This is a genomic window from Streptomyces sp. PCS3-D2 (assembly GCF_000612545.2).
Classification (GTDB): Bacteria; Actinomycetota; Actinomycetes; order Streptomycetales; family Streptomycetaceae; genus Streptomyces.
Window position 1 is genome coordinate 7,126,713 of sequence record NZ_CP097800.1, and the last position, 24,214, is coordinate 7,150,926.

Annotated in this window: 26 protein-coding genes; 20 read left to right on the forward strand and 6 right to left on the reverse strand. The window is 71.7% G+C overall.

Translation table 11 applies throughout. From position 1 onward, the window contains the following. The first annotated feature begins 107 nt into the window (after positions 1-107). Entirely contained in the window at positions 108-695 is a 588-nt protein-coding gene (locus AW27_RS31935) for a GNAT family N-acetyltransferase (RefSeq protein WP_037922225.1), read from the forward strand. A 223-nt stretch (positions 696-918) separates the two neighbouring features. On the opposite strand, the gene AW27_RS31940 is transcribed toward AW27_RS31935, so the two are convergent. Beyond that, positions 919-1,137 (reverse strand): hypothetical protein, encoded by a 219-nt coding sequence (locus tag AW27_RS31940; protein ID WP_030848328.1) that lies wholly within the window; start codon positions 1,135-1,137, stop codon positions 919-921. Positions 1,138-1,409: 272 nt separating this feature from the next. Between AW27_RS31940 and AW27_RS31945 the strand changes: the two genes are divergently transcribed. After that, the gene (locus AW27_RS31945) at positions 1,410-1,619 is read left to right on the forward strand and encodes an acyl-CoA carboxylase subunit epsilon (RefSeq protein ID WP_157840248.1); all 210 of its coding nucleotides are present in this window, start codon (positions 1,410-1,412) and stop codon (positions 1,617-1,619) included. Positions 1,620-1,669: 50 nt separating this feature from the next. On the opposite strand, the gene AW27_RS31950 is transcribed toward AW27_RS31945, so the two are convergent. Then, positions 1,670-3,304 carry an FAD-dependent oxidoreductase gene (locus AW27_RS31950; RefSeq protein WP_037922227.1) on the reverse strand — a complete coding sequence of 545 codons (1,635 nt, stop codon included), beginning with the start codon at positions 3,302-3,304 and terminating at the stop codon, positions 1,670-1,672. 276 nt (positions 3,305-3,580) lie between these two features. On the opposite strand from AW27_RS31950, the gene AW27_RS31955 reads away from it, so the two are divergent. The 10 genes from AW27_RS31955 (at position 3,581) to AW27_RS32000 (ending at position 11,466) form a co-directional block, all read left to right on the forward strand. Continuing rightward, complete coding sequence (locus AW27_RS31955; protein ID WP_037922229.1) at positions 3,581-4,678, forward strand: SchA/CurD-like domain-containing protein; 1,098 nt, start codon at positions 3,581-3,583, stop codon at positions 4,676-4,678. Between the two features lie 91 nt (positions 4,679-4,769). Continuing rightward, on the forward strand, positions 4,770-5,213 hold the full coding sequence (locus AW27_RS31960) for a cupin domain-containing protein (protein WP_030965476.1): 444 nt from the start codon (positions 4,770-4,772) through the stop codon (positions 5,211-5,213). Beyond that, positions 5,210-6,481 (forward strand): beta-ketoacyl-[acyl-carrier-protein] synthase family protein, encoded by a 1,272-nt coding sequence (locus AW27_RS31965; RefSeq protein ID WP_037922230.1) that lies wholly within the window; start codon positions 5,210-5,212, stop codon positions 6,479-6,481. Before AW27_RS31960 ends, AW27_RS31965 begins: the two co-directional genes overlap by 4 nt. Continuing rightward, the gene (locus AW27_RS31970; protein WP_037922231.1) at positions 6,478-7,716 is read left to right on the forward strand and encodes a beta-ketoacyl synthase N-terminal-like domain-containing protein; all 1,239 of its coding nucleotides are present in this window, start codon (positions 6,478-6,480) and stop codon (positions 7,714-7,716) included. Before AW27_RS31965 ends, AW27_RS31970 begins: the two co-directional genes overlap by 4 nt. Positions 7,717-7,765: 49 nt before the next feature. Next, positions 7,766-8,020, forward strand: coding sequence for an acyl carrier protein (locus AW27_RS31975; protein WP_037922233.1), 255 nt, complete (start codon positions 7,766-7,768; stop codon positions 8,018-8,020). A 1-nt stretch (position 8,021) separates the two neighbouring features. After that, a complete protein-coding gene (locus AW27_RS31980; RefSeq protein WP_037922235.1) occupies positions 8,022-8,501 on the forward strand; it encodes an SRPBCC family protein in 480 nt (159 codons plus the stop codon). 21 nt (positions 8,502-8,522) lie between these two features. After that, positions 8,523-8,864: a TcmI family type II polyketide cyclase gene (locus tag AW27_RS31985; protein WP_037922236.1), complete on the forward strand. Its 342-nt coding sequence runs from the start codon at positions 8,523-8,525 to the stop codon at positions 8,862-8,864. A 202-nt stretch (positions 8,865-9,066) separates the two neighbouring features. Beyond that, positions 9,067-9,774 carry an NADPH-dependent FMN reductase gene (locus tag AW27_RS31990; protein ID WP_078556500.1) on the forward strand — a complete coding sequence of 236 codons (708 nt, stop codon included), beginning with the start codon at positions 9,067-9,069 and terminating at the stop codon, positions 9,772-9,774. Positions 9,775-9,836: 62 nt separating this feature from the next. Beyond that, a complete protein-coding gene (locus tag AW27_RS31995; protein WP_037922238.1) occupies positions 9,837-10,754 on the forward strand; it encodes a MurR/RpiR family transcriptional regulator in 918 nt (305 codons plus the stop codon). 325 nt (positions 10,755-11,079) lie between these two features. Further along, positions 11,080-11,466, forward strand: a complete 387-nt coding sequence (locus tag AW27_RS32000; protein WP_030848295.1) for a hypothetical protein — start codon at positions 11,080-11,082, stop codon at positions 11,464-11,466. Positions 11,467-11,488: 22 nt separating this feature from the next. Here the strand turns inward: AW27_RS32000 and AW27_RS32005 are convergent, their stop codons facing one another. After that, complete coding sequence (locus AW27_RS32005) at positions 11,489-11,863, reverse strand: hypothetical protein (protein ID WP_037922243.1); 375 nt, start codon at positions 11,861-11,863, stop codon at positions 11,489-11,491. A gap of 204 nt (positions 11,864-12,067) precedes the next feature. On the opposite strand from AW27_RS32005, the gene AW27_RS32010 reads away from it, so the two are divergent. From AW27_RS32010 to AW27_RS32030, 5 genes are all read left to right on the forward strand, one after another. Next, on the forward strand, positions 12,068-12,574 hold the full coding sequence (locus tag AW27_RS32010; protein ID WP_037922246.1) for a hypothetical protein: 507 nt from the start codon (positions 12,068-12,070) through the stop codon (positions 12,572-12,574). Between the two features lie 43 nt (positions 12,575-12,617). Continuing rightward, positions 12,618-12,866: a hypothetical protein gene (locus tag AW27_RS32015; protein WP_037922249.1), complete on the forward strand. Its 249-nt coding sequence runs from the start codon at positions 12,618-12,620 to the stop codon at positions 12,864-12,866. A gap of 333 nt (positions 12,867-13,199) precedes the next feature. Continuing rightward, the gene (locus AW27_RS32020; protein ID WP_157840249.1) at positions 13,200-14,360 is read left to right on the forward strand and encodes a hypothetical protein; all 1,161 of its coding nucleotides are present in this window, start codon (positions 13,200-13,202) and stop codon (positions 14,358-14,360) included. A gap of 371 nt (positions 14,361-14,731) precedes the next feature. Beyond that, on the forward strand, positions 14,732-18,544 hold the full coding sequence (locus AW27_RS32025) for a bifunctional glycosyltransferase/CDP-glycerol:glycerophosphate glycerophosphotransferase (protein ID WP_078556507.1): 3,813 nt from the start codon (positions 14,732-14,734) through the stop codon (positions 18,542-18,544). After that, on the forward strand, positions 18,537-20,039 hold the full coding sequence (locus AW27_RS32030; protein ID WP_037922252.1) for a hypothetical protein: 1,503 nt from the start codon (positions 18,537-18,539) through the stop codon (positions 20,037-20,039). The genes AW27_RS32025 and AW27_RS32030 overlap by 8 nt, the downstream gene beginning before the upstream one ends. Here the strand turns inward: AW27_RS32030 and AW27_RS32035 are convergent. The 3 genes from AW27_RS32035 to AW27_RS32045 all read right to left on the reverse strand — a co-directional run bounded on the left by AW27_RS32035 (position 20,023) and on the right by AW27_RS32045 (position 21,612). Beyond that, entirely contained in the window at positions 20,023-20,967 is a 945-nt protein-coding gene (locus AW27_RS32035; RefSeq protein WP_052030663.1) for an endonuclease/exonuclease/phosphatase family protein, read from the reverse strand. The two genes, AW27_RS32030 and AW27_RS32035, sit on opposite strands and share 17 nt — an antisense overlap. Positions 20,968-21,115: 148 nt before the next feature. Continuing rightward, positions 21,116-21,451, reverse strand: coding sequence for a hypothetical protein (locus tag AW27_RS32040; RefSeq protein ID WP_037922254.1), 336 nt, complete (start codon positions 21,449-21,451; stop codon positions 21,116-21,118). Continuing rightward, complete coding sequence (locus AW27_RS32045) at positions 21,448-21,612, reverse strand: hypothetical protein (protein WP_157840250.1); 165 nt, start codon at positions 21,610-21,612, stop codon at positions 21,448-21,450. The genes AW27_RS32040 and AW27_RS32045 overlap by 4 nt, the downstream gene beginning before the upstream one ends. 134 nt (positions 21,613-21,746) lie before the next feature. Between AW27_RS32045 and AW27_RS32050 the strand changes: the two genes are divergently transcribed. The 3 genes from AW27_RS32050 to AW27_RS32060 all read left to right on the forward strand — a co-directional run bounded on the left by AW27_RS32050 (position 21,747) and on the right by AW27_RS32060 (position 24,194). Then, positions 21,747-22,688, forward strand: a complete 942-nt coding sequence (locus tag AW27_RS32050; protein ID WP_236647650.1) for an aldo/keto reductase — start codon at positions 21,747-21,749, stop codon at positions 22,686-22,688. 135 nt (positions 22,689-22,823) lie between these two features. Next, the gene (locus tag AW27_RS32055; protein ID WP_157840251.1) at positions 22,824-22,997 is read left to right on the forward strand and encodes a hypothetical protein; all 174 of its coding nucleotides are present in this window, start codon (positions 22,824-22,826) and stop codon (positions 22,995-22,997) included. A 147-nt stretch (positions 22,998-23,144) separates the two neighbouring features. Next, the gene (locus AW27_RS32060) at positions 23,145-24,194 is read left to right on the forward strand and encodes an AI-2E family transporter (protein WP_037922259.1); all 1,050 of its coding nucleotides are present in this window, start codon (positions 23,145-23,147) and stop codon (positions 24,192-24,194) included. Positions 24,195-24,214: the final 20 nt, after the last annotated feature.

Sequence of the window (24,214 nt, forward strand, 5' to 3'; positions counted from 1 at the left end):
GCTGCCCGACAGCAACCCAGGGCCTGCAACCGCCCCTTCGAAGACCATTTCGTTGGGAGTTCTTAATGCCTTGCCGCAGGGAGCAGGGCCGAGAGAGCATCCGGTGCATGGAAGCACCGGCCGAAAGCCTTCGTTCGGACCACGTCGTCCTGCGCCGCTGGCGGACGGGCGATCTCGACGCTCTCGAACAGGCGATCCGCGAGTCGCTCGACCACTTGGTGCCGTGGCTGCCCTGGGCCGCCGACCCCGGCAGGCGGCAGACTGCCGAATACCTCGCCAGGGCCAAGGAGCAGTGGGAGGCCGGGCAGGACTTCAGCTACGCGATCACCTCGGGCGCCGAAGTGATCGGAGGCTGCGCCCTCATGCGCCGCATCGGAGCGGGCGGCCTCGAAATCGGCTACTGGCTCCACCCCGCGTGGACCGGACGGGGCCTGGTCACCGCGGCCGTCGCCGGTCTGGTCGGCGAGGGCTTCCGGCTGGAGGGCATCGACCGCATCGAGATCCACCACGACGCCGCGAACCAGGCCAGCGGGGCCGTTGCCCGGCGCTCGGGATTCACCGAGATCGGGCGCGGACCGGCGCCCGAAGAACCGCTCGCGCCCGGCGAATCGGGGATCGACGTCATCTGGCGGATGACGGCGGACCAGTGGCGGACGCGGACGGCCGAGGCCGTCGCCGCCCGCCGGTCCGGCTGACCGGCGAACCGCCGCACCGGTGTGCGGCGGAACCGGGAGCCGGCCGGCGTCCGGCGCGGCTGCACCGACGACCGCTCCCGCTCCACGGCATCCGCACCCGACCCGGCGGCCCGGGCGCGGCGCGGCAGCGTCCCGTCAGCAGGACCGGGACCCCGGCCGACTCGTCCGCCGCCGGATGCCGGCGGTGGACGGAACCCACCCGTTCGGCCCAGTCCGCCGGACTTCAGCGGCGGGGGCCCAGGACCTCTTCGGCGCCGGGCAGGTCATGGACGCAGACGCCCCGCCCGGTCAGCGGCAACAGCCCCGCCAGCGGACACGACACCGGCATCTCGTGGTCGACCTCCCATTGCCCGACCTTGTTCCCACCCGTGTGATCCGTCGTGCAGACGGCGTACAGGTGGCCGGCGCACCCCCGGCAGAGCAGGGGCTGGTGGCCGCTCACGGCCGCCCCGCATGGTGCCGCGGACTCGCCGTGCCGCGCCCGGCGGGCGCTTGTACCGTCGGACGCGACAGGGGTCCTGGCGATCCGACCGGACCCCAGAGGCCGGTTCGCGCCTGCGGAAAACGTCCCGTCGGCGCGCCGAGCCACCCGTGTGCCTCCCGCGTCGACGCCGAGCCGGTCCGGCCCGCGCGATGCGACGGGGCGCACGCGCAGCCCCCGTGAGAGAGGCCGTGCCGATGCCGAACGATGCTCCGACAGCGAGCCTGCTGCGTGTGGAACGGGGCGTTGCCGCCCCGGAGGAACTGGCCGCGATCGCGGTCGTCGTCGCCTGCTACGCGAACCGGACCTCCCTCGACCGCGACCGTGGCCGTGACGGCTGCGCGACGGGCGGCGCCGGGACGAGGGCCGGCAGCGGCTCCGGCCGCCGCCCCACCGCCCAGCCCGACGCCGGCTGCTGGGCAGGTTGCTGGACCTGCCGCTGAACCCCGTCCGCCGGCCGCGCGCACGGCCGGCGGACGAGGGGCACGAGTGGTCACGCCCGGCGCAGCACCGTCGAGAGGACCTCGCGCAAGACCGCCGCGGGGTCGGCCGCGGCCCCTTCCGAGCGCCAGGCCACGAAGCCGTCAGGGCGTACGAGTACGGTGCCGTCGGCGTCCAGTCGGTGGACCTCGGTCCAGGGGGCGCCGCCCTCCGGGACCAGGTCCGCCCCCGGACCCGAGCCGATCGCGTACGCCTCCAGCCGCACCCCCAGCTCCCCGGCCACCTGCTCGGCCGCCGCCCGCCACGGCGTACCCGTGGCGCTGAGCAGCACGAAGGAACGCTCGTACAGGTCCAGGGTGGAGATCCGCTCACCGGCCCTGGACAGCCACATGTGTGGGGCGCGGGTCCCGGTGTCGCCCATCGAACCCAGCGTCTCCGGGATGACGGGCCGCCCCGGGTCGCCGCCGACGAGCGCGCCCTGCGGGTAGCAGTACGCCATCGCGGTGGTCAGGACACCGCTGCCCGGCCCGCCGCCCATGGTGGGCGGAGGCGCGTACCCGGGGTGGCTGTGCTCGGCCGAACGGGCCGACGCCCGCTCGCTCGTGGCCCTGGCCACCGGAAGCCGCTCGGCCTGGTAGGTGTCGAGGAGTCCGATGCCCGCCGCCCCGCCGAGCACTGCGGCGATCTTCCACGCGAGGTTGTGCGCGTCCTGGATGCCCGTGTTGGAGCCGAAGGCCCCGGTGGGAGACATCTCGTGGGCGGCGTCCCCGGCCAGGAACACCCGGCCGGACGCATACCGCTCGGCCACCCGTTCGGCCGCGTGCCACGGCGCCTTGCCGCCGATCTCCACGTCCAGATCGGGTACGCCGACCGCCTCCCGGATCTGGTCCACGCACCGCTCGTCGGTGAAGTCCTCCAGCGTTTCGCCCTGGTCGGGGTGCCAGGGAGCGTGGAACACCCACTGGGTGTCGTTGTCCACGGGCAGCAGCGCCCCGTCGGCACCGGGGCGCATCAGGTAGCAGACGATGAAGCGCAGGTCGCCCAGTACCTTCACCAGCCGCTCCGAGCGGAAGGTGACGCTCACGTTGTGGAACAGCTCGCCGTTGCCCGTCTGCGGGATCCGCAGCTGCTCGCGGACGGGGCTGCGCGGTCCGTCCGCCGCGATCAGGAAGTCCGCGCGCACCGTGATGTGCTCGCCCGTGGCACGGTCCTTCACCACGGCGTTCACCCCGGTGGCGTCCTGGTCGAAGCTCATCAGCTCGTGGCCGAAGCGGATGTCGGCACCCTGTGCCCGGCTCTGCTCGGCCAGCACCGGCTCGATGTTGTTCTGGCTGCACAGGCACCACTGCGTCGGGCTGAAACGCGCCAGTGCGCCGGACGGGTCGATGGACTTGATCAGCCAGTTGTGGTTGGCCGTGTCGGTCAGTGACTGCGCTTGCAGAATGCCCTGAATGCCCTCCAGCACGGACGCCGCCCGGCGGATCGCGTGCTCCGCCCCCGCTGTGCGGTACAGCTCCATCGTGCGGGCGTTGATGCCACGGCCGCGCGGGTGCGGGGAGGTACCGGAGTGCTTCTCGACCAGCAGGTGCCTCACTCCGTGGCGGCTCAGAAAAAGCGAGGTGGACAGGCCCACGAGGGAGCCGCCCACGACGAGAACCGGTACGCGAACATCGGCGTTGTCTTCCATCAGCTGCGGGCTCCTGTTTTCTGTGTGGGGGAGTGGACTCTTTATGCCCCCGATCCGGGACGAGGCCCGGTTGATTCGCCGGTTGTCACCCGCTTGATGCGGACATGTAGCGGTACGCCCCTCTCCGGATGACGATGAGCGACAGCGGCTCCCCCGGGACGCGCCGGTTCGTCCTTCCCCCGGTGAGGAGGCCGCCGGCCCGGGCGGATGCCACCGGTGACGGACGAGGGGTCCGTACGCGATGGATCTCCACCCCCCTCAAGAAGGAGTGAGTAGATGACAACCACCCTGCCCGAGCGGGTGTCGCAGTCAGCCTTCGACGGCTCCATGCTCCGGGTCGTCCTTCTGATGGACCTCCACGAGGGGACCCAGCAGCGGTTCTTCGAGGCGTACGAAAAGCTCCGCGACGACATCGCCTCGGTTCCGGGGCACATCAGCGACCAGCTGTGCCAGTCCTTCGAGAACCCCTCACAGTGGCTCATCACGAGCGAGTGGGAGAGCGCCCCGCAGTACCTCGCCTGGGTCAACAGCGACCACCACGCCGAACAGGTGCGGCCGCTCGGTGCCTGCGCCCGCTCGATGCGCCCGCTGAAGTTCACCGTCCTGCGCGAGACCGGCCGCGGCTACGAGCAGACGTCCCGCCCTTCCTCGGCGCGTCTGCAGTCCACGCCCCGCCTGGGCGCCGGGATCGTGCGCCACGCCCTCACCTTCACCGTCAAGCCGGGCAGCGAGAAGGACGTCGCGGCCATCCTCTCCAGCTACGCCTCTCCGGCGGCCCGCGTCGACGACCACACCCGGCTGTGCCGCACCTCGCTGTTCATGCACGGCAACCGGGTGGTGCGGACGGTCGAGGTCCAGGGCGACCTGATGGCGGCCCTGCGGCACGTGTCGGAACAGCCCGAGGTCCGCGCCGTCGAGGAGGCCATCAACCCCTACCTCGAACAGGACCGCGACCTCGGCGACCCGGAATCGGCCCGCATGTTCTTCATGCGCGCCGCCGTTCCGGCCGTCCACCACATCGCCGCACCGGAGCCCGAGTCCGACGAGGTGCAGCGGCACGCGATCTACTACCCGGCGAAGCCCGGCTGCGGCCAGGCGCTCGCCCGGTTCCTGGCCGGGCAGGACGAGGCGGCAGCGCGCCGGTCCACGAGCCCCGTCCGGAGCAGCAGCATCTTCCAGCGCGACGACATCGTCGTCCGGCTGATCGACGTGCGCGGCCCGCTCGACGCCGACCCGGAGACCGTCCACGGCGTCGCGGGCCCCCGCAAGGCCGCGGTGCTCGCCCGTCTGACGGTCGCACCCGGCGGGCGGGGCCGTGCCGCGCACCACACCATGAACCTGATCACCGACCGCCGGGCACCCGCGCAGTCCTGATCCCCCGGGGCCGTCCGGCCCCACCCCCTTCCCCTCTTCCCCCACCCCGATCTCCGTCGAGGCTCTCCCCACACGCCAGGAGGCAACCACCATGACCCAACAGCGCCCACGCATCGTGGACCTGAGCGAGACGCCGCCCAACCGCCGGCGCGGTGGCGACCTGAGGGCCGTACTCACCCCCACCTCGGTGGGTTCGACCAGCGGCTTCATGGGCCTGGCCATCATGGCCCCCGGGGAGTCGATCGCCGAGCACTACCACCCGTACTCCGAGGAGTTCGTGTACGTGGTCAGCGGCCGGCTGGAGGTCGACCTCGACGGGGAACCCCACCCGCTGCGCACCGACCAGGGGCTGCTCGTCCCGCTCAACACCCGTCACCGCTTCCGCAACGTCGGGGACACCGAGGCCCGCATGGTCTTCCACCTCGGCCCGCTCGCCCCGCGCCCCGAGCTGGGGCACGTGGACACCGAGCAGGCCCCGAATCCGGAGGGAACCGCGTGGGAGCAGCCGCCGGACCGCACGGGAGCGGTCTCGTGACCCGCCGGAGGGTGGCCGTCACCGGAGTGGGCGTGGTCGCCCCCGGTGGCATCGGAGTCCGCGACTTCTGGGACCTGCTGGCCGGCGGGCGCACGGCGACACGGGGCATCAGCCTCTTCGACCCGACCGGATTCCGCTCCCGGATAGCCGCCGAGGTCGACTTCGACCCTGCCGCGCACGGCCTCGACGACGAGGAGGCGGCCCGCGCGGACCGCTACATCCAGTTCGCCCTGGTCGCCGCCCGCGAGGCGGTGCGCGACGCCGGACTCGACCTCACCTCGGACGAGGCCTGGCGGACCGGTGTCTCCCTCGGCACCGCCGTCGGCGGCACCACCCGCCTGGAACACGACTACGTCGCCGTGAGCCAGTCCGGCTCCTGGTGGGACGTCGACCACAAGCTGGCCGGCCGCCATCTGCACCGCGCGTTCACGCCGGCCACCCTCGCCTCCGCCGTCGCGGAGCAGACGGGAGCACGCGGCCCCGTCCAGACCGTCTCCACCGGCTGCACCTCGGGACTCGACGCCATCGGGTACGCCGTGCACGCCATCGCCGAGGGTCGGATGGACGTGTGCATCGCCGGAGCGTCGGACTCGCCGATATCTCCGATCACCGTGGCCTGCTTCGACGCCATCAAGGCGACGTCGCCGAACAACGACGACCCGGCTCACGCCTCCCGCCCGTTCGACGCCGACCGGGACGGCTTCGTCCTCGGCGAGGGCGGCGCGGTCCTGGTGCTCGAAGACCTGGAACGGGCCCGCGCCCGCGGTGCGACCGTCTACTGCGAGATCGGCGGCTACGCCACCTTCGGCAACGCCCACCACATGACGGGCCTGACCGCCGAGGGCCTGGAGATGGCGAGGGCCATCGAGACCGCCCTCGCCCAGGCCGGGATCGCCGCCGACGAGATCGACTACGTCAACGCGCACGGCTCCGGTACCAAGCAGAACGACCGTCACGAGACCGCGGCGGTCAAGAAGGTCCTGGGAGACCACGCCTACAGGACGCCGATGACCTCCATCAAATCCATGGTGGGGCACTCCCTCGGGGCCATCGGCGCCATCGAACTCGCGGCCTGCGTCCTCGCGATGGTGCACCAGGTGGTGCCGCCGACCGCCAACTACGAGACGCCCGACCCCGAATGCGACCTGGACTACGTGCCCAAGGTCGCCCGGGAACGGAACCTGCGCAGTGTGCTCTCCGTGGGCAGCGGCTTCGGCGGCTTCCAGTCCGCCGTGGTCATGACCCGGCCGAAGGAGGAGGTCTCGTGACCAGCCGTACGGTCATCACGGGCATCGGGGTCGTCGCGCCCAACGGCGTCGGCGCCGACGCCTTCTGGAAGGCGACCCAGTCCGGCGTCAGCGTCCTGGACCGCGTCACCCGGGCGGGCTGCGAGCACCTGCCGCTGCGCGTCGCGGGCGAGGTCCGGGGCTTCGACCCGGGATCCCTGGTCGAGGACAAGTTCCTCGTGCAGACCGACCGGTTCACCCACCACGCCCTCGCCGCTGCCGACCTCGCCCTGGAGGACGCCCGGCTCGGCCGCGCCGACTACGAGGACGACCCCTTCTCCTTCGGCGTCGTCACCGCGGCCGGCTCCGGCGGCGGTGAGTTCGGCCAGCGCGAACTGCAGCACCTCTGGGAGCAGGGGCCGCGCTTCGTCGGCCCGTACCAGTCGATCGCCTGGTTCTACGCCGCGAGCACCGGCCAGATCTCCATCCGCCGCGGACTGAAGGGGCCCTGCGGGGTCGTCTGCAGCGACGAGGCGGGCGGGCTCGACGCCTTCGCGCACGCCGACCGGGCGATCCGCCGGGGCAGTCGGGCCATGCTGGTCGGAGCGACGGAGGCGCCCCTCGCGCCGTACTCCATCGTCTGCCAGCTGGGGTACGAGGGGCTGAGCACGCGGGACGACCCGGAGCGCGCCTACCGGCCGTTCACCGACCAGGCCTGCGGCTACGTCCCCGCCGAGGGCGGCGCCATGTTCGTCGTCGAGGACGAGGACGAGGCCCGACGCCGCGGCGCCACCGTACGCGCCGTACTCGCCGGCCACGCCGCGACCTTCAGCGGCACCCTGCGCCGGGACGAGGCGGGCGAGGGGCTGGCGCACGCCGTCCGCGGCGCCCTCCGGGAAGCCGGCTGCGGCCCCGAGGACATCGACGTGGTCTTCGCCGATGCCCTGGGGACCCCGGAGGCCGACGCGGCCGAAGCGGCCGCGATCCTCCACGCGCTCGGCGACCACGGGCGGAAGGTGCCGGTCACGGCACCCAAGTCCGGTATCGGCAGGGCGTACTGTGCGGCCCCCTCCCTCGACACCGCCGCCGCGGTCCTGGCACTGGAGCACGGAGTCGTCCCACCGACCCCGAACGTCTACGACGTGTGCCACGACCTGGACCTGGTGACGGGCCGTGCCCGCACGGCCGAGCTGCGGACCGCGCTCGTGCTCAGCCGCGGCCGAATGGGATCCAACTCCGCGCTCGTCGTCCGCAAGGCATCCCCGGCGGGCCCCTAGTCCGCCAGTGCGCCGCAACCGAGTGTCCCCCACAGGAAGAGAGCACGCGATGTCCGACCGACTGACAGTGGAGGAGCTGGCGGCCCTGATGAAGACCGCCGGCATCACCGTCGATCCCACCGAGATGGCAAGCCGTCCGGACTCCTCGTTCGACGAGTACGGCCTCGATTCGCTGGGCCTGCTCGGCATCGTCGGTGAGCTGGAGAACCGGCGCGGACGGGCCCTGCCCACCGACGCCGACCGCTGCAAGACCCCCGGGGAATTCCTCGACCTCGTCAACCACAGCCTGATGACTGGAGCCTGACATGCCAGGACACACCGAGAACGAGATCACCGTCAACGCGCCCGTGGAGCTCGTGTGGGAGATGACCAACGATCTCCCCGGCTGGCCGCAGCTGTTCAGCGAGTACGCCTCGCTGGAGATCCTGGAGCAGAAAGGGGACACGACCACCTTCCGCCTGACCATGCACCCCGACGAGAACGGCACGGTGTGGAGCTGGGTCTCCGAGCGGACCGTCGACCGCAAGGGCCTCACGGTCCGCGCACGGCGGGTGGAGACGGGCCCCTTCGCCCACATGGACATCCACTGGCAGTACTTCGAGGTGCCCGGCGGCACCCGGATGAAGTGGACCCAGGACTTCGCGATGAAGCCCGACGCGCCCGTGGACGACGCCTGGATGACCGACAACATCAACCGCAACTCACCGATCCAGATGGCGCTCATCCGGGACAAGATCGAGCAGCGCGTACGCGACGGCCACGCCCCGGCCGCCAGCCGTCTCTGAAACGAAAGGCGAGCACGTCGGATGAACGACACGCACCGCGCCCTCATCGTCGCCCGTATGGCGCCGGGATCGGGCCCCGACATCGCCGGGCTCTTCGCGGACTCGGACGCGGGTGAACTGCCGCACCTGGTAGGGGTCACACGCCGGAGCCTCTTCCAGTTCGGCGACGTGTACATGCACTTCATCGAGGCGGACCGGCCGCCCGGCCCGGCCATCGCCAAGGTCACGGACCACCCGGAGTTCCGGATGCTGAGCGAGCGCCTCACGGCCTACGTCAGCCCGCACGACCCGGAGACCTGGCGCAGCCCGAAGGACGCGATGGCCCACGAGTTCTACCGCTGGGAGAACCCCCGCGCGAAGTGACCCGGCGGCCCGGACGGGACCCGCACACCGGCGTGTGCGGGTCCCGCCGCGCGTGGGCCGCGCCGTCCGCCGGTGTGGCGGGCAGGTGCGAAGCGGGAGGGGAGGGAGCGGGGGACGGAGCGGCGGCCGGTCCGGCAGCCGAGCAGTCCATAAGCCGAGCAGCCGAGCTGGGAAGCAGAGAAGCAGAGAATCAGGAGGCGGCATGAACCCGACAGACACCGACCATTTTCCGGTGGACCCCGGACGTCCGCACGACGGCGAGCACCCGCGTTCCTCGCTGCGCGTGCTCGTCCTGTCCGGGTCCTCCCGGACCGGTTCGGTCAACGTCCGGCTCGCCGCCCTCGTCGCGGCGATGGTGCGCGAGGCCGGGGCCGTGGCGGAACCCGCGACCCTGCGCGACTTCCCGATGCCGCTCTACGACGGTGACGCCGAGGCCGGCGAGGGGCTGCCGGAGGGCGCCCTGGCCCTGTGCCGGCGGATCGAGGCCGCGCAGGCACTGATCATCGCCTCTCCCGAGTACAACGCCTCCGTGCCGGGCGTCCTGAAGAACGCCGTCGACTGGGTCTCCCGATACCGTCCGCAGCCCTTCAAGGACCAGCAGACCCTGCTGGTCTCGGCGTCGCCCTCGATGGTGGGAGGCAACCGCGGGCTGTGGGCCCTGCGCATCCCCCTCGAACACCTCGGTGCCCGCGTCTACCCCGACATGTTCAGCCTGGCGGGCGCCCACCACGCCTTCACCGGGGACGGCACCCTCGGCGACCCGGACCTCGGCGAGCGGCTCGGCGCCACGATCGGCTCCTTCCTCGACCTCGCCGAGGCGGACACCCGCTATCTGTGCCTCCAACGGCGCTGGTACGAGTTCCTCGGCGACCGCACCGACGCTCCGGTCACCTCGCGCGCCCAGGACTGATCATCACCGGTCCGGGGGGTGAGCTATGTTTGGCGCGAGTGACGTGAGAAGGAGGCCCTCCGGTGTCATCGGGGCAGCAGGCACGCGCACAAGCGGCTGCGATCACGCCGAGCGGCCAGTCGTCCGTGGAGGTCCGCCCTCCGGCCGACCGGCTCCTCGCGCTCTTCGACGGCCGCCGCCTGTCCCCGGGCCAGCGGCGCATCGCGCAGTACCTGATCGACCACCTCACCGAGGCGGCGTTCCTGTCGATCACCGAGCTCGCCGAACGGGTGGGCGTCAGCCAGCCCTCCGTCACCCGGTTCGCGTCCTCCCTCGGCTTCAGCGGCTACCCGGCTCTGCGCGACGTGCTCCAGCCGATCGCACTGAGCGCGGTGGCCGGCGCCCCGGACACCCGTGAGCAGATCCGCCGCAACGAGCTGCAGGCGGCCGTCGACGCGGAGATCGAGAACCTGGAGAACGTGCGCCGGCTGCTCGCGGACACCAACCAGGTGCTCGACATCGGCCGTGAGCTGGCCGCCTCGGTCCCCCTGACGATCCTCGGCCTGCGCATCTCGGTCTCCCTCGCGGAATACTTCGCGTACGCCGCCCGGCGCATCCACCCCGACGTACGCCTCGTCACGCGCGGCGGCAGCGTGGCCTTCGACGCGCTGCTGCAGTCCAGGGCGGCCGGCGGGACCTGGGTCCTGGCGTTCGCCATGCCGCGGCACGCCAGGGAGACCCTCTCCGCCGTCCGGGCGGCCCGCAGTACGGGGCTGCGCGTGGTCCTGATCACGGATCCCACCCTCGGGCCCTTGGTGGACGAGGCCGACGTGGCCCTGACGGCGGCGACCGGTTCCCGCCTGGTGTTCGACTCCTATGCGGCGCCGGGGATGCTCTCGGCGGCCCTGCTGCAGGCGATGGCGGACGCGGATCCCGAGCGGACACAGGCCCGTCTGGAGGACTACGAGCAGGTGGCCGACCAGCACGGCTTCTTCCTGTAGGCGTTCTTCGGCCCCCACGCCGACTTCACCAGGCGATATTCACCCTTTGATGTGCATGAAATTTTTCATGCGCTTGCTTACTCGACGGTATATATGTTTACTGACGACGGCGCTCCTGATCCACCAGATGCCAAGGAGGACGACCCCACGTCCTCTCGAACGCACCGCGGTACGGCGAACCTCCTCCTCACGTCGTGACCGCGGGTCGAGTCCAGGCTTTCGGATCCCGCTGAGCGCCCATGGCGGCCTCGGTCAACCCCTGGGCCGAGGCCGCCCCTCAGACACGTCTCGATCAGAGCTTCGAAACCACTCGGAAGTGACGAGAATGCCCCAGACGGCCACGTTTACGCTCAGCCCGGACTGGCCCCTGCAGGTCAAGGCACCCGGTACGCACGACTGGGAGCGCACGGCCACGCGCTGGCTGCGGGACCTCCTCCCGGCCCGCTACGGCGGCTACCTGACGCTGACCCGTCACCACGCTCTCCTCGCCCGGCACGTCCAGCTCCAGCTGCAGCACGAGATGCGCGCGGTGCGGGCGGCCCTGCAGACGAGCCGCGCGGAGCTGCCCACGATGGGCATCGCCGAGTCGGTCATCGAGAACTCGATCAGGATGTACGCCCTGGAGCTGGAGCAGCTCGGCCGGCTCGCCCGCGGTGCCCGGCTGGTCTCCGACGCGCTCCTGGTGGGTACCCCCGCCCAGCGCCGCCGCTGACCGGCGCCCCGCCCGGCGGCTCTCAGGCGGGCTGCCACGACCGCAGCCGGGCGGCGACGTCGAAGACGCTGACGCGCAGCATGCGGATGTCGGTGATGAGCTCGCGCCACTGCTCGTAGGAGGCCTCCACCGCCTCTCCGGAGGCCTCGATGTAGGCGACGGCGACGCCGTAGGCGAAGTACTCGTTCGAGGCGGGCAGCGGTCGCAGCAGTACCAGCGCGTCGAGCAGGGCGGCCGCGCGCCAGTAGGCGTCGGGGTCGTCCACCGCCAGGCTGGGCGTGTTGACCCGGTGCCGGGCAACGGCGGCGACCAGGGCGGAATGGTCGGCCACCGCCACGTCCTTGAACAGCGCCTCCTGCCGCTCCAGCAGCCAGCGGTGATCGATGTGCAGTTCCACGCATCCGAGTATCCCCGCCCCGGGCCCGGCCGTGGGGCTTTTCGCACCGGGCGGCGGACGCGCGTGGGGCCGCGGCGGTGGACGCGGGCCGGGCCACGCGCACGTCCGGGGCGGAGGCCCGCGAGATCCGTCCGCGCAGAAGTGTTCCGCCGCGGGACTTCGCCTCCTACGGTCTGTGCACACAGTTCCGGACCAGGAGGCAGCGTGAAGCGCGAGATCGACATCGACATCGACCAGCTGGTGGCGGCGATGCAGGCGGTCGACGAGGCGGGGCGCCTCTTCGAGGAGGCGCTCGCGGTGTACGAGTCGCGGGGCCTGAAGCGCACCAGCGACGACTTCAAGGTGGCGGGCGGCTCCGTCCAGACGCTCCAGGGCGCCGAGGAGATGGCGCTGGGCACCCGGAAGTTCCTCGCCGAACTCGCGCTGATCCTCGGCTACGCGACGGCCGGCGTCGAGGACCGGGTGCCGGCCCGGCCCGCGGGCGCCCGGGCCGGCTTCACCGGCATCAGCGGCGGCGGCGCCCGGATGGCGAGACCGCTGCTGGACCCGACGCTGCGCGGACTGCGCCTGCTGCTCGGTGTCGGCTTCTTCGAGCCCGCCTTCAAGGCGGAGATCGAAGCGGTCCTCCTGGCCGAGAAGGCGACCTACCCGGACCCGGCCGCCTTCCGCGTCCGCCCGTCGAACGCCGCCTCCGTCGGCCGAAGGCGCTGACCGCCGGGATGCCGGACCGGGCCGTCCCGGCGAGGCTGGGGGTATGCATCATGCGCCCGTCGTCGTGCACCGGATCCTCCCGTCGGGCGGCCGGCAGGTCACCCTGCGGACCGCCGGACGGGAGGAGCCCCTCGGCCTGGCCCGCTCGGACGAGGACGTCATCGAGTTCCTGCGGCGGGCGGGCATGCCGGACCCCGACGACGCCGTCCTCGGCGGCACCGGGCCGGTGGAGTGGGAGTCGGACACTCCGCACGTCTACGAGGCCGACCCGCCGACGGCGGACCTCCCCTGAACCCGTCCCCCCGGACGGCCGCACTGGAGGGGCCCACCGGTCCGTGCACCGCCCCCGCCCGGCCCGCAGGCAGAGCCGGACCCCCAGCGCCGCCTGAGGGGCGGTCAGGAGTCGTCCGCCCGCAGGCACCGCGCGGATCGCGGCGCCTGCGGGTACGGGGTGGGGAGGGGCGGCCGTCGGCGCGAAGGGCGCCGTCACCCGGAGGCCTCCGCCGCGAGGAAGCGGATATTCCGGCCCTGGCGCCGACGGGTTCGCGTACTGACGTACATTGTCCAACGGCCCGCTGGGCCGGACGGACAAAACAGGGCGAGTGTGGGCAGGAGTGGCCAGGGCATGGCGCGACGCGGACGTGACGGGGTGGACCGCGGAGTCGGCTCCGTCGAGCCCGCGGTCCCGGGCCCCGAGATAGCCGCGGCGGCCGGCGAGGGGCACCTCGCGCCGGGATGGCTGCGCCTGGGGCGGGACGGCCGGCTGACCGCCTACGCGAGCTGTGCCGGGGGTCTGGTCCGCTGGACCGAGTCGGCGCCCGGCTCGGACGTCTGGCGTGGACCCGAACTGTTCCCCGTGGAGGGGTGGGCCGGCCGGTTCACCCTCAGCCAGGACGCGGGCGGTTTCGTCTGGTTCGCCGGCACCCGCCATCGGGACGGGGCGCCGGACGGTCGTGAGCTGGTCGTCGCCGCCCAGTACCAGACAGGCCGTCCTCTCGGAGAATGGCGAGCGCTGGGCAACCCCTTCCCGAAGGCGGAGGAGGGGGAGGGGCCGCGAGCGCCGCAGGGCGACCCGGTCGTGCTGTCCGATGGCGCCGGCGCACTCCACGTGCTCGCCACCCGGTTCGGGACCGGCGTCCGGGGCAGGACCCGCCGCCCGGACGGCATATGGGGCAATTGGCAGGACTATCAGGGCAAATGGGTGCGCGGTCCGCTGGCGCCGCTCGTGACGGCCCAGGGGCGTGCCGAGTTCCTCGCGCCCTTCCGAGGGGGCGCCTCGTACTGGGGCCAGGGTGGGCCGGGTGCCGCCTTCACCTGGCTCGGCCGCATGGAGGCCGACGCGGTCGAGGGGACGTTCAGCTCCCACGAGACGAGCCCCGGCTGCGGTACCTACTTCTGGCGCCACCCCGCGGACGGGGGAGTCGTCGCCTACCGCCCCCGGACGCCCGCCGGGGCCCCGAGCGCGCTCATGCCGCTGGGTGGTGCCGGGGGCGTCGGCCCCGTCGGCGTCACCCGCGCCCGGATCAACGGCTACGACTGCACGATCCTGCTCCAGCGGGGAGCCGAGGGGTGTCCCGAAATCGCTGCATATCCTACGGAGGGTGAACACTACGGCGCGTGGTGGGCGCCGGTGGGGGAGCGGTGCGCGGGGCTGCCCGCCCTCGCCCGCGACGCGCGGGGCGCCGTCACGATCGCGATGATCGACACGGACGGCGGGCTGCGGATCGCCCGACAGGACCTGACGGACGCGGGCCTCTCCTTCGGGCCCTGGTGCCACGTGGGGTGACCTACCTCACCGTACGCACGGCTGTGATGGCGCCGGAGTGACCCTCCCCGCGCAGGCCGCCCCAACTCGTGGGTAGTTGACGCGTCCAGCACTGCTTCGGCATCGCCGCCCGTTCGCGCGCGTGAAGGTTTGGACGCCTTGAGAGCTTGTGAATAGTTGCTCGTCGTCGAACGGTTGGCCTACGCTGCGCACACCCTGTGAAGGTCGCATAAGTGTGCGGTCACCGCGAGTGCGGTCACAGGCTGTGGGGGGAATCGAGCGTGCGGGGAGCGGTGGTGACCAGATCCCGGGGCGGGTCTGGGGGCGCGCCGCAGCACCTCCCTGCGCGCCGCGAGAAGTGTGTCTATCGAGGAGTTTGCTGAGTGGCAGGTATGCCCCGCCTGAGCGTCGTCGTGCCCTTCCAGGACGTCGAGATCTACCTCCAGGAGTGCCTGGAATCGATAGCCAGGCAGACGTTCCGCGACCTTGAGGTGATCATGGTCGACGACGGCTCGACCGACTCCTCGACCGCGATCGCCGCCGACTTCGCCCGCCGCGACCCGCGCTTCCGGCTCCTGCGGCAGGAGTCGATGGGCCCCGGCCACGCCCGCAACGTCGGCATCCGTGCCGCACACCCGCAGGCGGAGTTCCTCGCGTTCGTCGACGGTGACGACGTCATACCCGAATACGCCTACGAGTTGCTCGTGCAGACCCTGGAGGCCTCGGGCTCCGACTTCGTCTCCGGCAACGTGCAGATGATGAACTCCACCAAGAGGTGGCAGTCCCCGCTGCACAAGGCGCCGATGCGGGCCAACAAGCGCGGCACGCACATCACCAGGCTGCCCGACCTCATCTACGACCGCACCGTCTGGAACAAGCTGTTCCGGCGGTCCTTCTGGGACTACCACTACATCGCCTTCCCCGAAGGCGTCATGTACGAGGACTCCTGGGTGAACATGTTCGCCCACTTCCGGGCCGCCAAGGTCGACATCCTCACCGACATCGTCTACTTCTGGCGCCGGCGCGAGGGCGGGGCCGCGCCCTCCATCACCCAGCGGCACACCGAGTTCAGCAACCTCCAGGACCGCGTCGCCGCGGTGCAGTCGGTCAGCCGCTTCCTCGCCGGGCACCGGGCGCGGTCCTACTCCGACCACAAGCGCAAGTACGACCTCGCCTGCCTGAAGTCCGACCTGATGCTGCACCTGAAGGTGCTCCCGGACGCCGACGAGGAGTACCGCGACGCCTTCATGCGGTGGGCGAACGACTTCCTCGACGAGGCCGACGACGACATCATCCAGGAGCTGCCCGCCGACGCCCGCGTCAAGTGGCTGCTCGTGCGCGAGGGCCGGCTCAAAGAACTGCTCGACGTGGTCGAGTTCGAGCGCAAGGGCGGGCCCATGCCCGTCCAGCGCCGCCTCCACCGCTACCTCAACTACCCCTACCTCGGGGACCGGTCGGTGGGCATCGACAAGAGCGCCTATCGGCTGGACAAGGAGCTCTCGCTGCACGGCTCGCTGAGCAGCGCAGAGTGGGACGACTCCGACCACCTGGTCCTGGAAGGGGCCGCCTACGTCCGCTTCATCAACGTGCACAAGCGACACATGTCGATGAAGGCGATCGCGCTGCGCAACAAGAAGCAGGGCCGCGTGGTCGTGGCCAAGGCGAAGACCACCTACTACCCGCAGGCCACCGAGTACTCGAACCAGAGCCGCTACTGCTACGACTGGTCCGGATTCCAGGTCCGCTTCGACACCGGCCGTCTCAAGCGCAAGGGCGAGTGGGTCGAGGGCACCTGGGACGTGGCGGCCGGCGTCCTGAGCCGCGGCCTGTTCCGCTACAAGGGGATCGTCCGGGGCGGAGCCGGCAGCGCGGCCAACCCGCCCTACCGGTACGTGGAGAAGAACACCCGCGTGGTGCCCCTCTTCCTCCAGGGCAAGCTCAAACTCCGGGTCGAGCGGGTCCGCTGCCGCATCACCCAGCACCGGATGGCCGGCGACCACCTCGAACTGCGCGGTGTCTACCTGGGCCCCGTGCTTCCCGAGTGGGGCAAGTTCCGGGTGACCAGCATGGGAGGCGCCGGCCGACACGACGCGTGGGTCCATTTCACGCAGGGCGGCGAGGGCTGGTACACCTTCGTCACCCGCATCCCGGCCAAGGCGCTCGTTCCCGGCCACCGCACGAACTCCTCCGACGGGGTTCCGGAGACCTGGAGCACCGGGGCCAACGGCTGGAAGACCACCCTCCACGTCGAGGGACGCAAGGCCCCCATCTACCCCGTCATGGCCGAGGAGGCCGAGGACGGCCACTACCGCGTGCCGGCCGGGCTGCAGACCGAGGGCGGGGACCGCGAGGTCTTCGTCCACCGCAACGGCTCCGGCTACGTGGTGCTGTTCGAGCGGGACACCCTGCCCCTGGCCAAGTCCGCGACCTGGCTCCAGGACGGCTCCCTCGAGGTCGTCGCCGGCTACGCCGCGCAGGACCGGCTCGACGCCTCCGAGTACGCCACGGCGCACGTCGTCGTACGCTCCCGCGCCCACGGCGCGGAGCGCGTCGTCCCCCTCACCTGGCACGGCAGCGACTTCAGCTTCGTCGTCACCCCCGCCGCGATGCGCACGCTGGCCGGCGACATCCCGCTCGCCGCGGGCCGTTGGGACTTCTTCCTGCGCCGCCAGGACCCCTCCGCCGTCCGGCCCGAGGACCGCTCCGACGACCTCGTGGTCAAGATGACCCAGGAGCTGATCCCCACCCTGCCCCGGGACATGAGCAGCAACGACCGCAGGTACGAACTCCAGTCGGAGGCCTACGACCGGCTCTCGCTCCTGGTCCACTCGGCGATGCCGGACGAGGCCCGCGGACCCTACCGGCAGAAGCTGATGCGCACCAAGACCTACCCGGACGCCCGGCGCAAGCCGGTGACCGCGGCCGTGCTCTTCGACGCCTTCAAGGGCACCCAGTACTCCGACAGCCCGCGCGCCCTGCACGAGGAGATGGTCCGCCGGGGCACCGACCTCGAACACCTGTGGGTGGTGCGCGACGACCAGGTCGCCGTCCCGCCCACCGCCCGTCCCGTCCGCATGTGGTCCCCGGACTGGTACGAGGCCATGGGCCGGGCGAAGTACATCGTCGCCAACAACCACCTGCCCGACTGGTTCGAGAAGCGCGAGGGCCAGGTCGTCGTACAGACCTGGCACGGCACCCCGCTCAAGCGGATCGGTCACGACATCGAGGCCGTGCACTTCGCGGACAAGCGGTACCTGGAGCGCGTGGAGAAGGAGGTGCAGAACTGGGACATGCTGGTGTCCCCGAACAGCTTCAGCACCCCGATCCTCCAGCGCGCCTTCCAGTTCCCGGGGGAGATGGTCGAGAGCGGCTACCCGCGCAACGACATCCTGCGCCGGGCCGACTCCGGACGGGCGGCGCAGGTCCGCCGCCGCATCGGCCTGCCCCCGGGCAAGAAGGTCGTCATGTACGCGCCGACCTGGCGCGACGACCAGTTCTACGCACCCGGCAAGTACAAGCTCGACTTCCGCATCGACCTCGACGACGCCAGGGCGCGGCTCGGCCACGACCACGTCCTGCTCGTCCGGCGCCACCCGAACGTGGTGGACCCGGTACCCGGTGCCGGCGACGGCTTCGTCTTCGACGTGTCCGACTACCCGGACATGGCGGACCTGTCGCTCATCGCCGACGTGATGATCACGGACTACTCGTCCCTGATGTTCGACTTCGTCAACACCGGGCGGCCGATCCTGTTCTTCACCTACGACCTGGACCACTACCGGGACACCCTGCGCGGCTTCTACTTCGACTTCGAGCAGTCCGCACCGGGCCCGCTGGTGTCCACCTCTCCCGAACTGATCGGCGCGATCCGCAACGTCGACCGCATCCAGCACGGCTACGCCGCCCGCTACCGCTGGTTCCAGCAGGAGTTCTGCGACCTCGACGACGGCTACGCCTCGGCCCGGCTGACCGACCGCATCCTCATCGCGGGCGGGGACCTCGACCCGTCGCGGGCGCAGGCGCCGGCGGTCGGCAGGGCATCGGGCGGTGCGTCGGGCCACACAGGACACGCGGGCCACACCAGCCATCCCGGGCAGGGCAGCCAGACGGTACACCCCGCGGCCCGGAGCGCTCCCTGGAACGGGAGCGCCCTCGGCCAGGTTCCGCGCCAGCCGGCGAGAAGAACGGATTCCGAGCATGTCTGAGGCAGCCGGGAAAACACGCCGTGTCTTCAGCGGCGTGGACTCCTCCGGGCCAGTGCCCGTCGAGTACAAGTTCTCCCACGCGAGGAACGGCAACCGTCATCTGGTCGTCGTTTTCGCTGACCGCCACGCGACGGGCGGGTACGGCTGGATGGACGGGCAGCTCCAGGAACTGCGCTCGAACATTCTGTGGGTGCGAGACCTGGTCGACGGTGCGAACACTTACCACTTGTGCAGGGGGATGGACTTCTCCCTGGAGCAGTCTGTCGCCGGCTTGGTCGCACGTGTCATGAACGCACTGGCCCTCTCGGCCGGGCAGGTGACCGCTTTTGGCGCCTCCGAGGGGGGCAGCGCGGCCCTGTTCTTCGGGCTGAAGTACGGCTTCAGGAATATCGTGGCCGACTCGCCGCAGTTCCTGATGGGAACCCACGTCAAGGAGAGCAACCCCGACGCGGCCCGGATGATGATGGGGGAGGCAACGGACCAGAACGTCCGCGTCCTGGACTCGATCCTGCCGGAGCTCGTGGGCTGCGGTGCTGGACCGTCGGCCAATATCTACCTGCTCGCGTCCCCCCGGGACGGCCAGTACCAGCGGCAGGTGGAACCGTTCATCGGGCACTTCCGGGGGCGAGAGAACTTCAACCTCGTCTACAACGAGTCGCCCCTCATCACCGAGGCCGGGAAGGCCACGCGGCACAATCTCCCCACCCTCATGGGGCTGCTGACACTCCTCGTCGACGGGATCACCCCGCGGATCGGCATGGTGCGCAACGGCGGCGAAGAGCCAGGACGTGACGCGTCGGCCATCGACACCTACCTGAAGCAGACCGCCCAGGTGAGGGACGACTCTTTCCCCAAGCCGGTGGTCCGGACGCCGTCGCCCGACGAACGGGTACCGGCGAACGGCGTCCGCTTCACCGGCACCGCCGTGGGCGCGGTGCGCGTCAGCTTCTGGGAGGACGGCAAGTACCGTGGCTCCGCGCCCGTCGCCCCCGACGGCACATGGGTGTGGGAGCGCACCACTCCCTGGTCCAAGGGTCGGCACGTCATCAGGCTCTTCGCTGCGGACGCGAACAACTATCAGACCAAGCGCACCGAAGTGGCCTTCATCGCAGGGGACCACACCTATGCGGCCACACCCGCGCAGGAGCAGCCTCCCCAGCAGCCGATGCCGTCCCGGCAACCGGCACTGACGGTGACCGTACCGGCCCCGCACCAGCAGGTGACCAGTTCAGCCGTGGGCTTCGCGGGCTACGCTCCCGGCGCCGTACGCGTGGACTTCCACGAGGGTGGAGCGCCCTTGGGTGCGTGCGAGGTACGGCCCGACGGCAGTTGGGTGTGGGAGCCCGGGTGGTCCTGGAACGACGGCGAGCACTACGTCGAGGCCATAGCCGTCGACGCCGTCGGCCATGTGTCGCCCTGGGCTGCGGTCCCGTTCACCACACTGAGTGCGTACCCCGTTCCCGCCCAGGGCGTCTACTTCAACTCGGAGTACTGACCTCGGGGGTGGCCGGGCCCGTTTCCGCGGGGCGGCCCACCCGCATCACCAGCGGACGGTGGTCGGAGGCCTTGGTGTCCACCACCGCACAGCCGGTGCGGGGCAGCGCTGTGAACAGGTAGTCGATCTTCGTGCCGTCCGTGTGGGTGACGCGCCCCGTACGGGAGCCGCCCTTCTGATCGCACTCGCGGTACGTGGTGTATGCCTCCGACGGCCAGATCCAGCCGTACTTGTTCTCCTGTCCCGGCGGAGGAGAGTTGAAGTCACCACCGACGACCGTACGCGGGTCCGTCGCGGCGGTCGCGAAGAGGGAGCTCAGCTGGTCGTCCCGGAAGTCCCAGTCCGGGTGGTCGGTGTCGCTCTCCCGCAGCGAGATGTGCGCATTGCACACCCGCAGCCCGTACGCCGGGACGCGGGCGCAGAGGATCCCCCGGTGCAGCCCCACCGTCGGCTGCTCGGTCGGGATCACCTCCACGTCCTGGAGCCGGGAGGCCGCCAACAGCGCGAACCCGGCCCGCCCGCGTGCGTGGTCGGTACACTCGACCGCGGTACGGGTACCGGCCCTGTCCACGTTGGCGTAGGGCTCGAAGGCGGTGTTCCATTCCGGCCCCAGTCGCGCCGCGGAGGACGACAGGTCCTCCGAGCACACCTCCTGGAGCAGCAGCACGCGCACGTCGGAGTCGCCGATCAGGTCGCGCAGCTGCTGGAACTTGTCCGTCGGGCTGCCCGTCCGCTCACAGCTCCACTGCTGCACCCCGCACATGTTCCAGGTCGCCACGGAGACCTCGTCCGGCTCCGCCGGGCCCAGGCCGGTGCCGGCGACGGGGGCGGACGTACACGCCGCCGCCGTCGACAGGGCGAGCGCCGTCGCCGCGCGGCCGAACCGGCGGCGGAGCGACCGCGGTCCGGTCTGCTTGTGCTTCTGCATTCCGACATCATTGGGTATCCCCCGGTCAGCCGCCGAACCGGCCCCCTCCGAGCCGTTCCGGAACGCGGCCCGAGCCGGTCACCGTCAGGTCTCCTCCGGCGGTGCGGGTGCGGGTGCGGTGCGGCGCTGCGCTGCGCCGCACCGCGCGTCAGCCCAGCGTCCAGGGCACGCGGCAGATGTGCGGAGCCGATCCCTGCGGGCACAGGGCGGTCGGCACGGCCTTGCGGACGGCCCGCCACGTCCGCAGGGAACACCGCAGGCGGACCTCCATGTCCACCGGCTGCCGTGTTCCGCTGCTCCGGCCGGGGTGCTCGATGCGCCACTGTTCCACCAGGAAGTCCAGCGAGTCGTCGTCCGCGTGCGCCACGCTCACGTCGAGGATCCGGGCCCGCCGGGAACCCGCGGCGTCCTCGACGAGCCCCTCGACCCAGGCCAGCCCCTGCTCGTCCGCGTACAGGCCCAGCCTCAGCAGCCGTCTCCTCATCCCACCGCTCCTTCGGGACGGCCGCCTCCGGCGCGGGCGCGGGCGGCGCCCGTCGCCCGGTCGGGCGCGTCGAGTCCGTGGAGCCTGAAGCGGAGGGTCGCCACCGGCGGGCCGGTGCGGCGGGATGGTCCTCCGACGGAGCGGAGCACGTCGCTGTCCATGCCCCCAGCTTGGGGCTTGTTTTCGCGGGAGCCACAACCGCCCCCTCCACCCGGACTGGCCCGCGGCCCCTCGCCCACGGCATGATCGGCACGACACGGCCCGGGGTGGCGTGGTGACGAACGAGGGTGTGGGCATGAGCGACGAAGACCGGGTGCTGTACGGGTGCATGGGCCTGGGCGGGAGCTGGGATCCACAGCCGTACGGGTCCGGGGACATCGATGCCGCCGAGGCGGCCGTCGAGGCTGCCCTCGACAGCGGGATCACCGCCTTCGACCACGCCGACATCTACCGGCACGGCAAGTCCGAGGCCGTGTTCGGCGAGGTCCTCAAGAGGACGCCGGGTCTGCGCGGCCGGATCACCCTCCAAACGAAGTGCGGGATCCGGCTCGGCGACGAGCACCGCCCGGGCATGTACGACCTGCGCGGGGAGTCCATCACGCGACGCGTGGAGGAGAGTCTCACCCGGCTGCGGACCGACGTGATCGACGTCCTGCTCCTGCACCGGCCCGACCCCCTCGCCGATGTGGACGCCATCGCCTCCGCACTGGCATCCCTCCACCGGCAGGGCCTCGTACGGCGCTTCGGGGTGTCCAACATGGGCGCGGCGCAGATCGCCCACCTCCAGGCCCGGCTGGACCAGCCGCTCGTGGTCAACCAGCTGGAGATGAGCCTGCACAGCCGGGACTGGGTGGAGGCCGGGGTCCTGCTCAACACCCCCGCGTCCACAGCAGGCGGTTTCCCCTTCGGGACCCTGGAGCACTGCCGCGACCACGGCATCCGCCTGCAGGCCTGGGGCGCGCTGGCCCAGGGCCGCTTCACCGGCCGCCAGCAGACGCCCGCCGAGACGGCCACAGCAGAGCTGCTGGCCGAACTGGCCCGCCGCAAGGGCACGACGCCCGAGACGGTCCTGCTGTGGTGGCTGATCCGGCACCCGTCGCGGATCGCACCGGTCATCGGCAGTGCGCGCCCCGACCGGATCCGTGCCTGCCGCGACGCGGCCCTGCGCGAACCCGACCTCACGCACGAGGAGTGGTACGCGCTCTGGGTCACGGCCCGCGGCGTTCCTCTGCCCTGACCTGACGGCGCCGCCGTTCCGTCGCGGCCATGTCATGCAGTAATCATCCGTACTTGTGGGTACTGCGGCCGAACGGCGCCGGATTTGATAGTTCTGGACAGGTCCGGTGTGAGAAACCTGCGGGAAGGACTGGGCATGTTCGATCTGCTGCGCCCGGAGACCGTCGTGTGCCCCTTCTGCAAGGCCACCGCCGCCGACGGGGCGGCGCGCACGCTGCGGACGGGCTCGGGCTCCCTCTCGGTGACCTGGCACGCCCTGAACTGCCCGCACTACGCGGCCGACCGGATCCTCGCCGAGAAGGAGGGCTGAGGGTCCGCACCCGGCCCCCGGGGGCCACACCGCCGGGCCTGCCTCCGCACCGCTCGGCCCGGCCACCCGCCCCGACCATCCGCCCCGGACGGGCGAATCCGGGCCGCGGCGCGTGGCATCGCCGGCCCCGCGTGGCACCCATGGACCATGCCGCCGGTGTCCCCGTTCCTGCGTACGGCCGCGGCGTACGCCTGGCGCCTGCTGGTCGTCGGTGCCGCCGTCTACGCGGTCTTCGCCCTGCTCGGCCGCTTCCACGAGATCGCCGTCGCGGTCTTCCTCGGCCTCGTCGTCACCGCACTGCTGTGGGTGCCCACGCGGCGCCTGACCCGCGCCCTGCCCCGGGCGATCGCCGTGGCCCTGACCCTCATGGGCAGCGCGCTGCTCCTGCTGGGCGTACTGACCCTGGTCGGCGAGGCGGTGGCGGGGGAGAGCACGACCCTGGCCCGGGAGTTCCGGGAGGGACTGGCCAGCATCGAGCAGTGGCTGCAGAGACCGCCCTTCCGGCTGAACCCCGAGGCGCTCTCCGACGTCCAGTCCCGGATCGGCGAGTACCTCTCCAGTCACCGCTCCACGGTGCTCAGCCAGGCGGTCAGCGGGGCCGGGCGGCTCGTGCACGTCCTGACCGTCCTCGCGCTCGCGGTCTTCTGCTCGTTCTTCTTCCTCCACGGCGGCGACCGGCAGTGGGCGTGGTTCTGCGCACAGCTGCCCGAGACGGCCCGGGAGCGTGTGGCGATCGCCGGGCGCGCCGGCTGGCGCACCTTCACCGGATACACCCGCGGGATCGTGGTCGTCGCGGCGACGAACGCGGTCCTCGTCGGGCTCGCCCTGTACTTCCTCGGCGTCCCACTGGCCGTCCCGCTGGCCCTGCTGGAGTTCTTCGCGGCCTTCATCCCCCTCGTCGGGTCACCGGTCGCGCTGGCGGTCGCCGCGGTGGTCGCCCTGGCCTCGAAGGGGCCGCTCGTCGCGGGGATCGTCGTCGCGCTGATCGTGGTCATCGGCCAGATCGAGGGACACCTGCTCCATCCGCTGGTGATGAGCCGCGCGGTCCGCCTGCACCCGCTGGTCGTGGCGATCTCGGTGGTCGCGGGCGCGATCGCCGCAGGCGTGGTCGGCGCCGTGGTCGCGGTCCCGCTGGTCTCCGTCGTCTGGTCGGTCCACTCTGCCCTGCGCGAGGCCCGGGGCACGGCCGACGAGTGACCGCGCCCGCGGCTTCCTGC

What these genes read in the sequence shown, in the direction of transcription:
- AW27_RS32000 (WP_030848295.1), top strand. Translation starts at nt 11,080, where the DNA reads ATGCCCCAGACGGCCACGTTTACGCTCAGCCCGGACTGGCCCCTGCAG.
- AW27_RS31935 (WP_037922225.1), top strand. Translation starts at nt 108, where the DNA reads ATGGAAGCACCGGCCGAAAGCCTTCGTTCGGACCACGTCGTCCTGCGC.
- AW27_RS32015 (WP_037922249.1), top strand. Translation starts at nt 12,618, where the DNA reads ATGCATCATGCGCCCGTCGTCGTGCACCGGATCCTCCCGTCGGGCGGC.
- AW27_RS32060 (WP_037922259.1), top strand. Translation starts at nt 23,145, where the DNA reads ATGCCGCCGGTGTCCCCGTTCCTGCGTACGGCCGCGGCGTACGCCTGG.
- AW27_RS32045 (WP_157840250.1), bottom strand. Translation starts at nt 21,612, where the DNA reads ATGGACAGCGACGTGCTCCGCTCCGTCGGAGGACCATCCCGCCGCACC.
- AW27_RS32020 (WP_157840249.1), top strand. Translation starts at nt 13,200, where the DNA reads ATGGCGCGACGCGGACGTGACGGGGTGGACCGCGGAGTCGGCTCCGTC.
- AW27_RS31960 (WP_030965476.1), top strand. Translation starts at nt 4,770, where the DNA reads ATGACCCAACAGCGCCCACGCATCGTGGACCTGAGCGAGACGCCGCCC.
- AW27_RS32055 (WP_157840251.1), top strand. Translation starts at nt 22,824, where the DNA reads ATGTTCGATCTGCTGCGCCCGGAGACCGTCGTGTGCCCCTTCTGCAAG.
- AW27_RS31980 (WP_037922235.1), top strand. Translation starts at nt 8,022, where the DNA reads ATGCCAGGACACACCGAGAACGAGATCACCGTCAACGCGCCCGTGGAG.
- AW27_RS31990 (WP_078556500.1), top strand. Translation starts at nt 9,067, where the DNA reads ATGAACCCGACAGACACCGACCATTTTCCGGTGGACCCCGGACGTCCG.
- AW27_RS32025 (WP_078556507.1), top strand. Translation starts at nt 14,732, where the DNA reads ATGCCCCGCCTGAGCGTCGTCGTGCCCTTCCAGGACGTCGAGATCTAC.
- AW27_RS32035 (WP_052030663.1), bottom strand. Translation starts at nt 20,967, where the DNA reads ATGCAGAAGCACAAGCAGACCGGACCGCGGTCGCTCCGCCGCCGGTTC.
- AW27_RS32040 (WP_037922254.1), bottom strand. Translation starts at nt 21,451, where the DNA reads ATGAGGAGACGGCTGCTGAGGCTGGGCCTGTACGCGGACGAGCAGGGG.
- AW27_RS31975 (WP_037922233.1), top strand. Translation starts at nt 7,766, where the DNA reads ATGTCCGACCGACTGACAGTGGAGGAGCTGGCGGCCCTGATGAAGACC.
- AW27_RS31950 (WP_037922227.1), bottom strand. Translation starts at nt 3,304, where the DNA reads ATGGAAGACAACGCCGATGTTCGCGTACCGGTTCTCGTCGTGGGCGGC.
- AW27_RS31955 (WP_037922229.1), top strand. Translation starts at nt 3,581, where the DNA reads ATGACAACCACCCTGCCCGAGCGGGTGTCGCAGTCAGCCTTCGACGGC.
- AW27_RS32050 (WP_236647650.1), top strand. Translation starts at nt 21,747, where the DNA reads ATGAGCGACGAAGACCGGGTGCTGTACGGGTGCATGGGCCTGGGCGGG.
- AW27_RS31985 (WP_037922236.1), top strand. Translation starts at nt 8,523, where the DNA reads ATGAACGACACGCACCGCGCCCTCATCGTCGCCCGTATGGCGCCGGGA.
- AW27_RS32030 (WP_037922252.1), top strand. Translation starts at nt 18,537, where the DNA reads ATGTCTGAGGCAGCCGGGAAAACACGCCGTGTCTTCAGCGGCGTGGAC.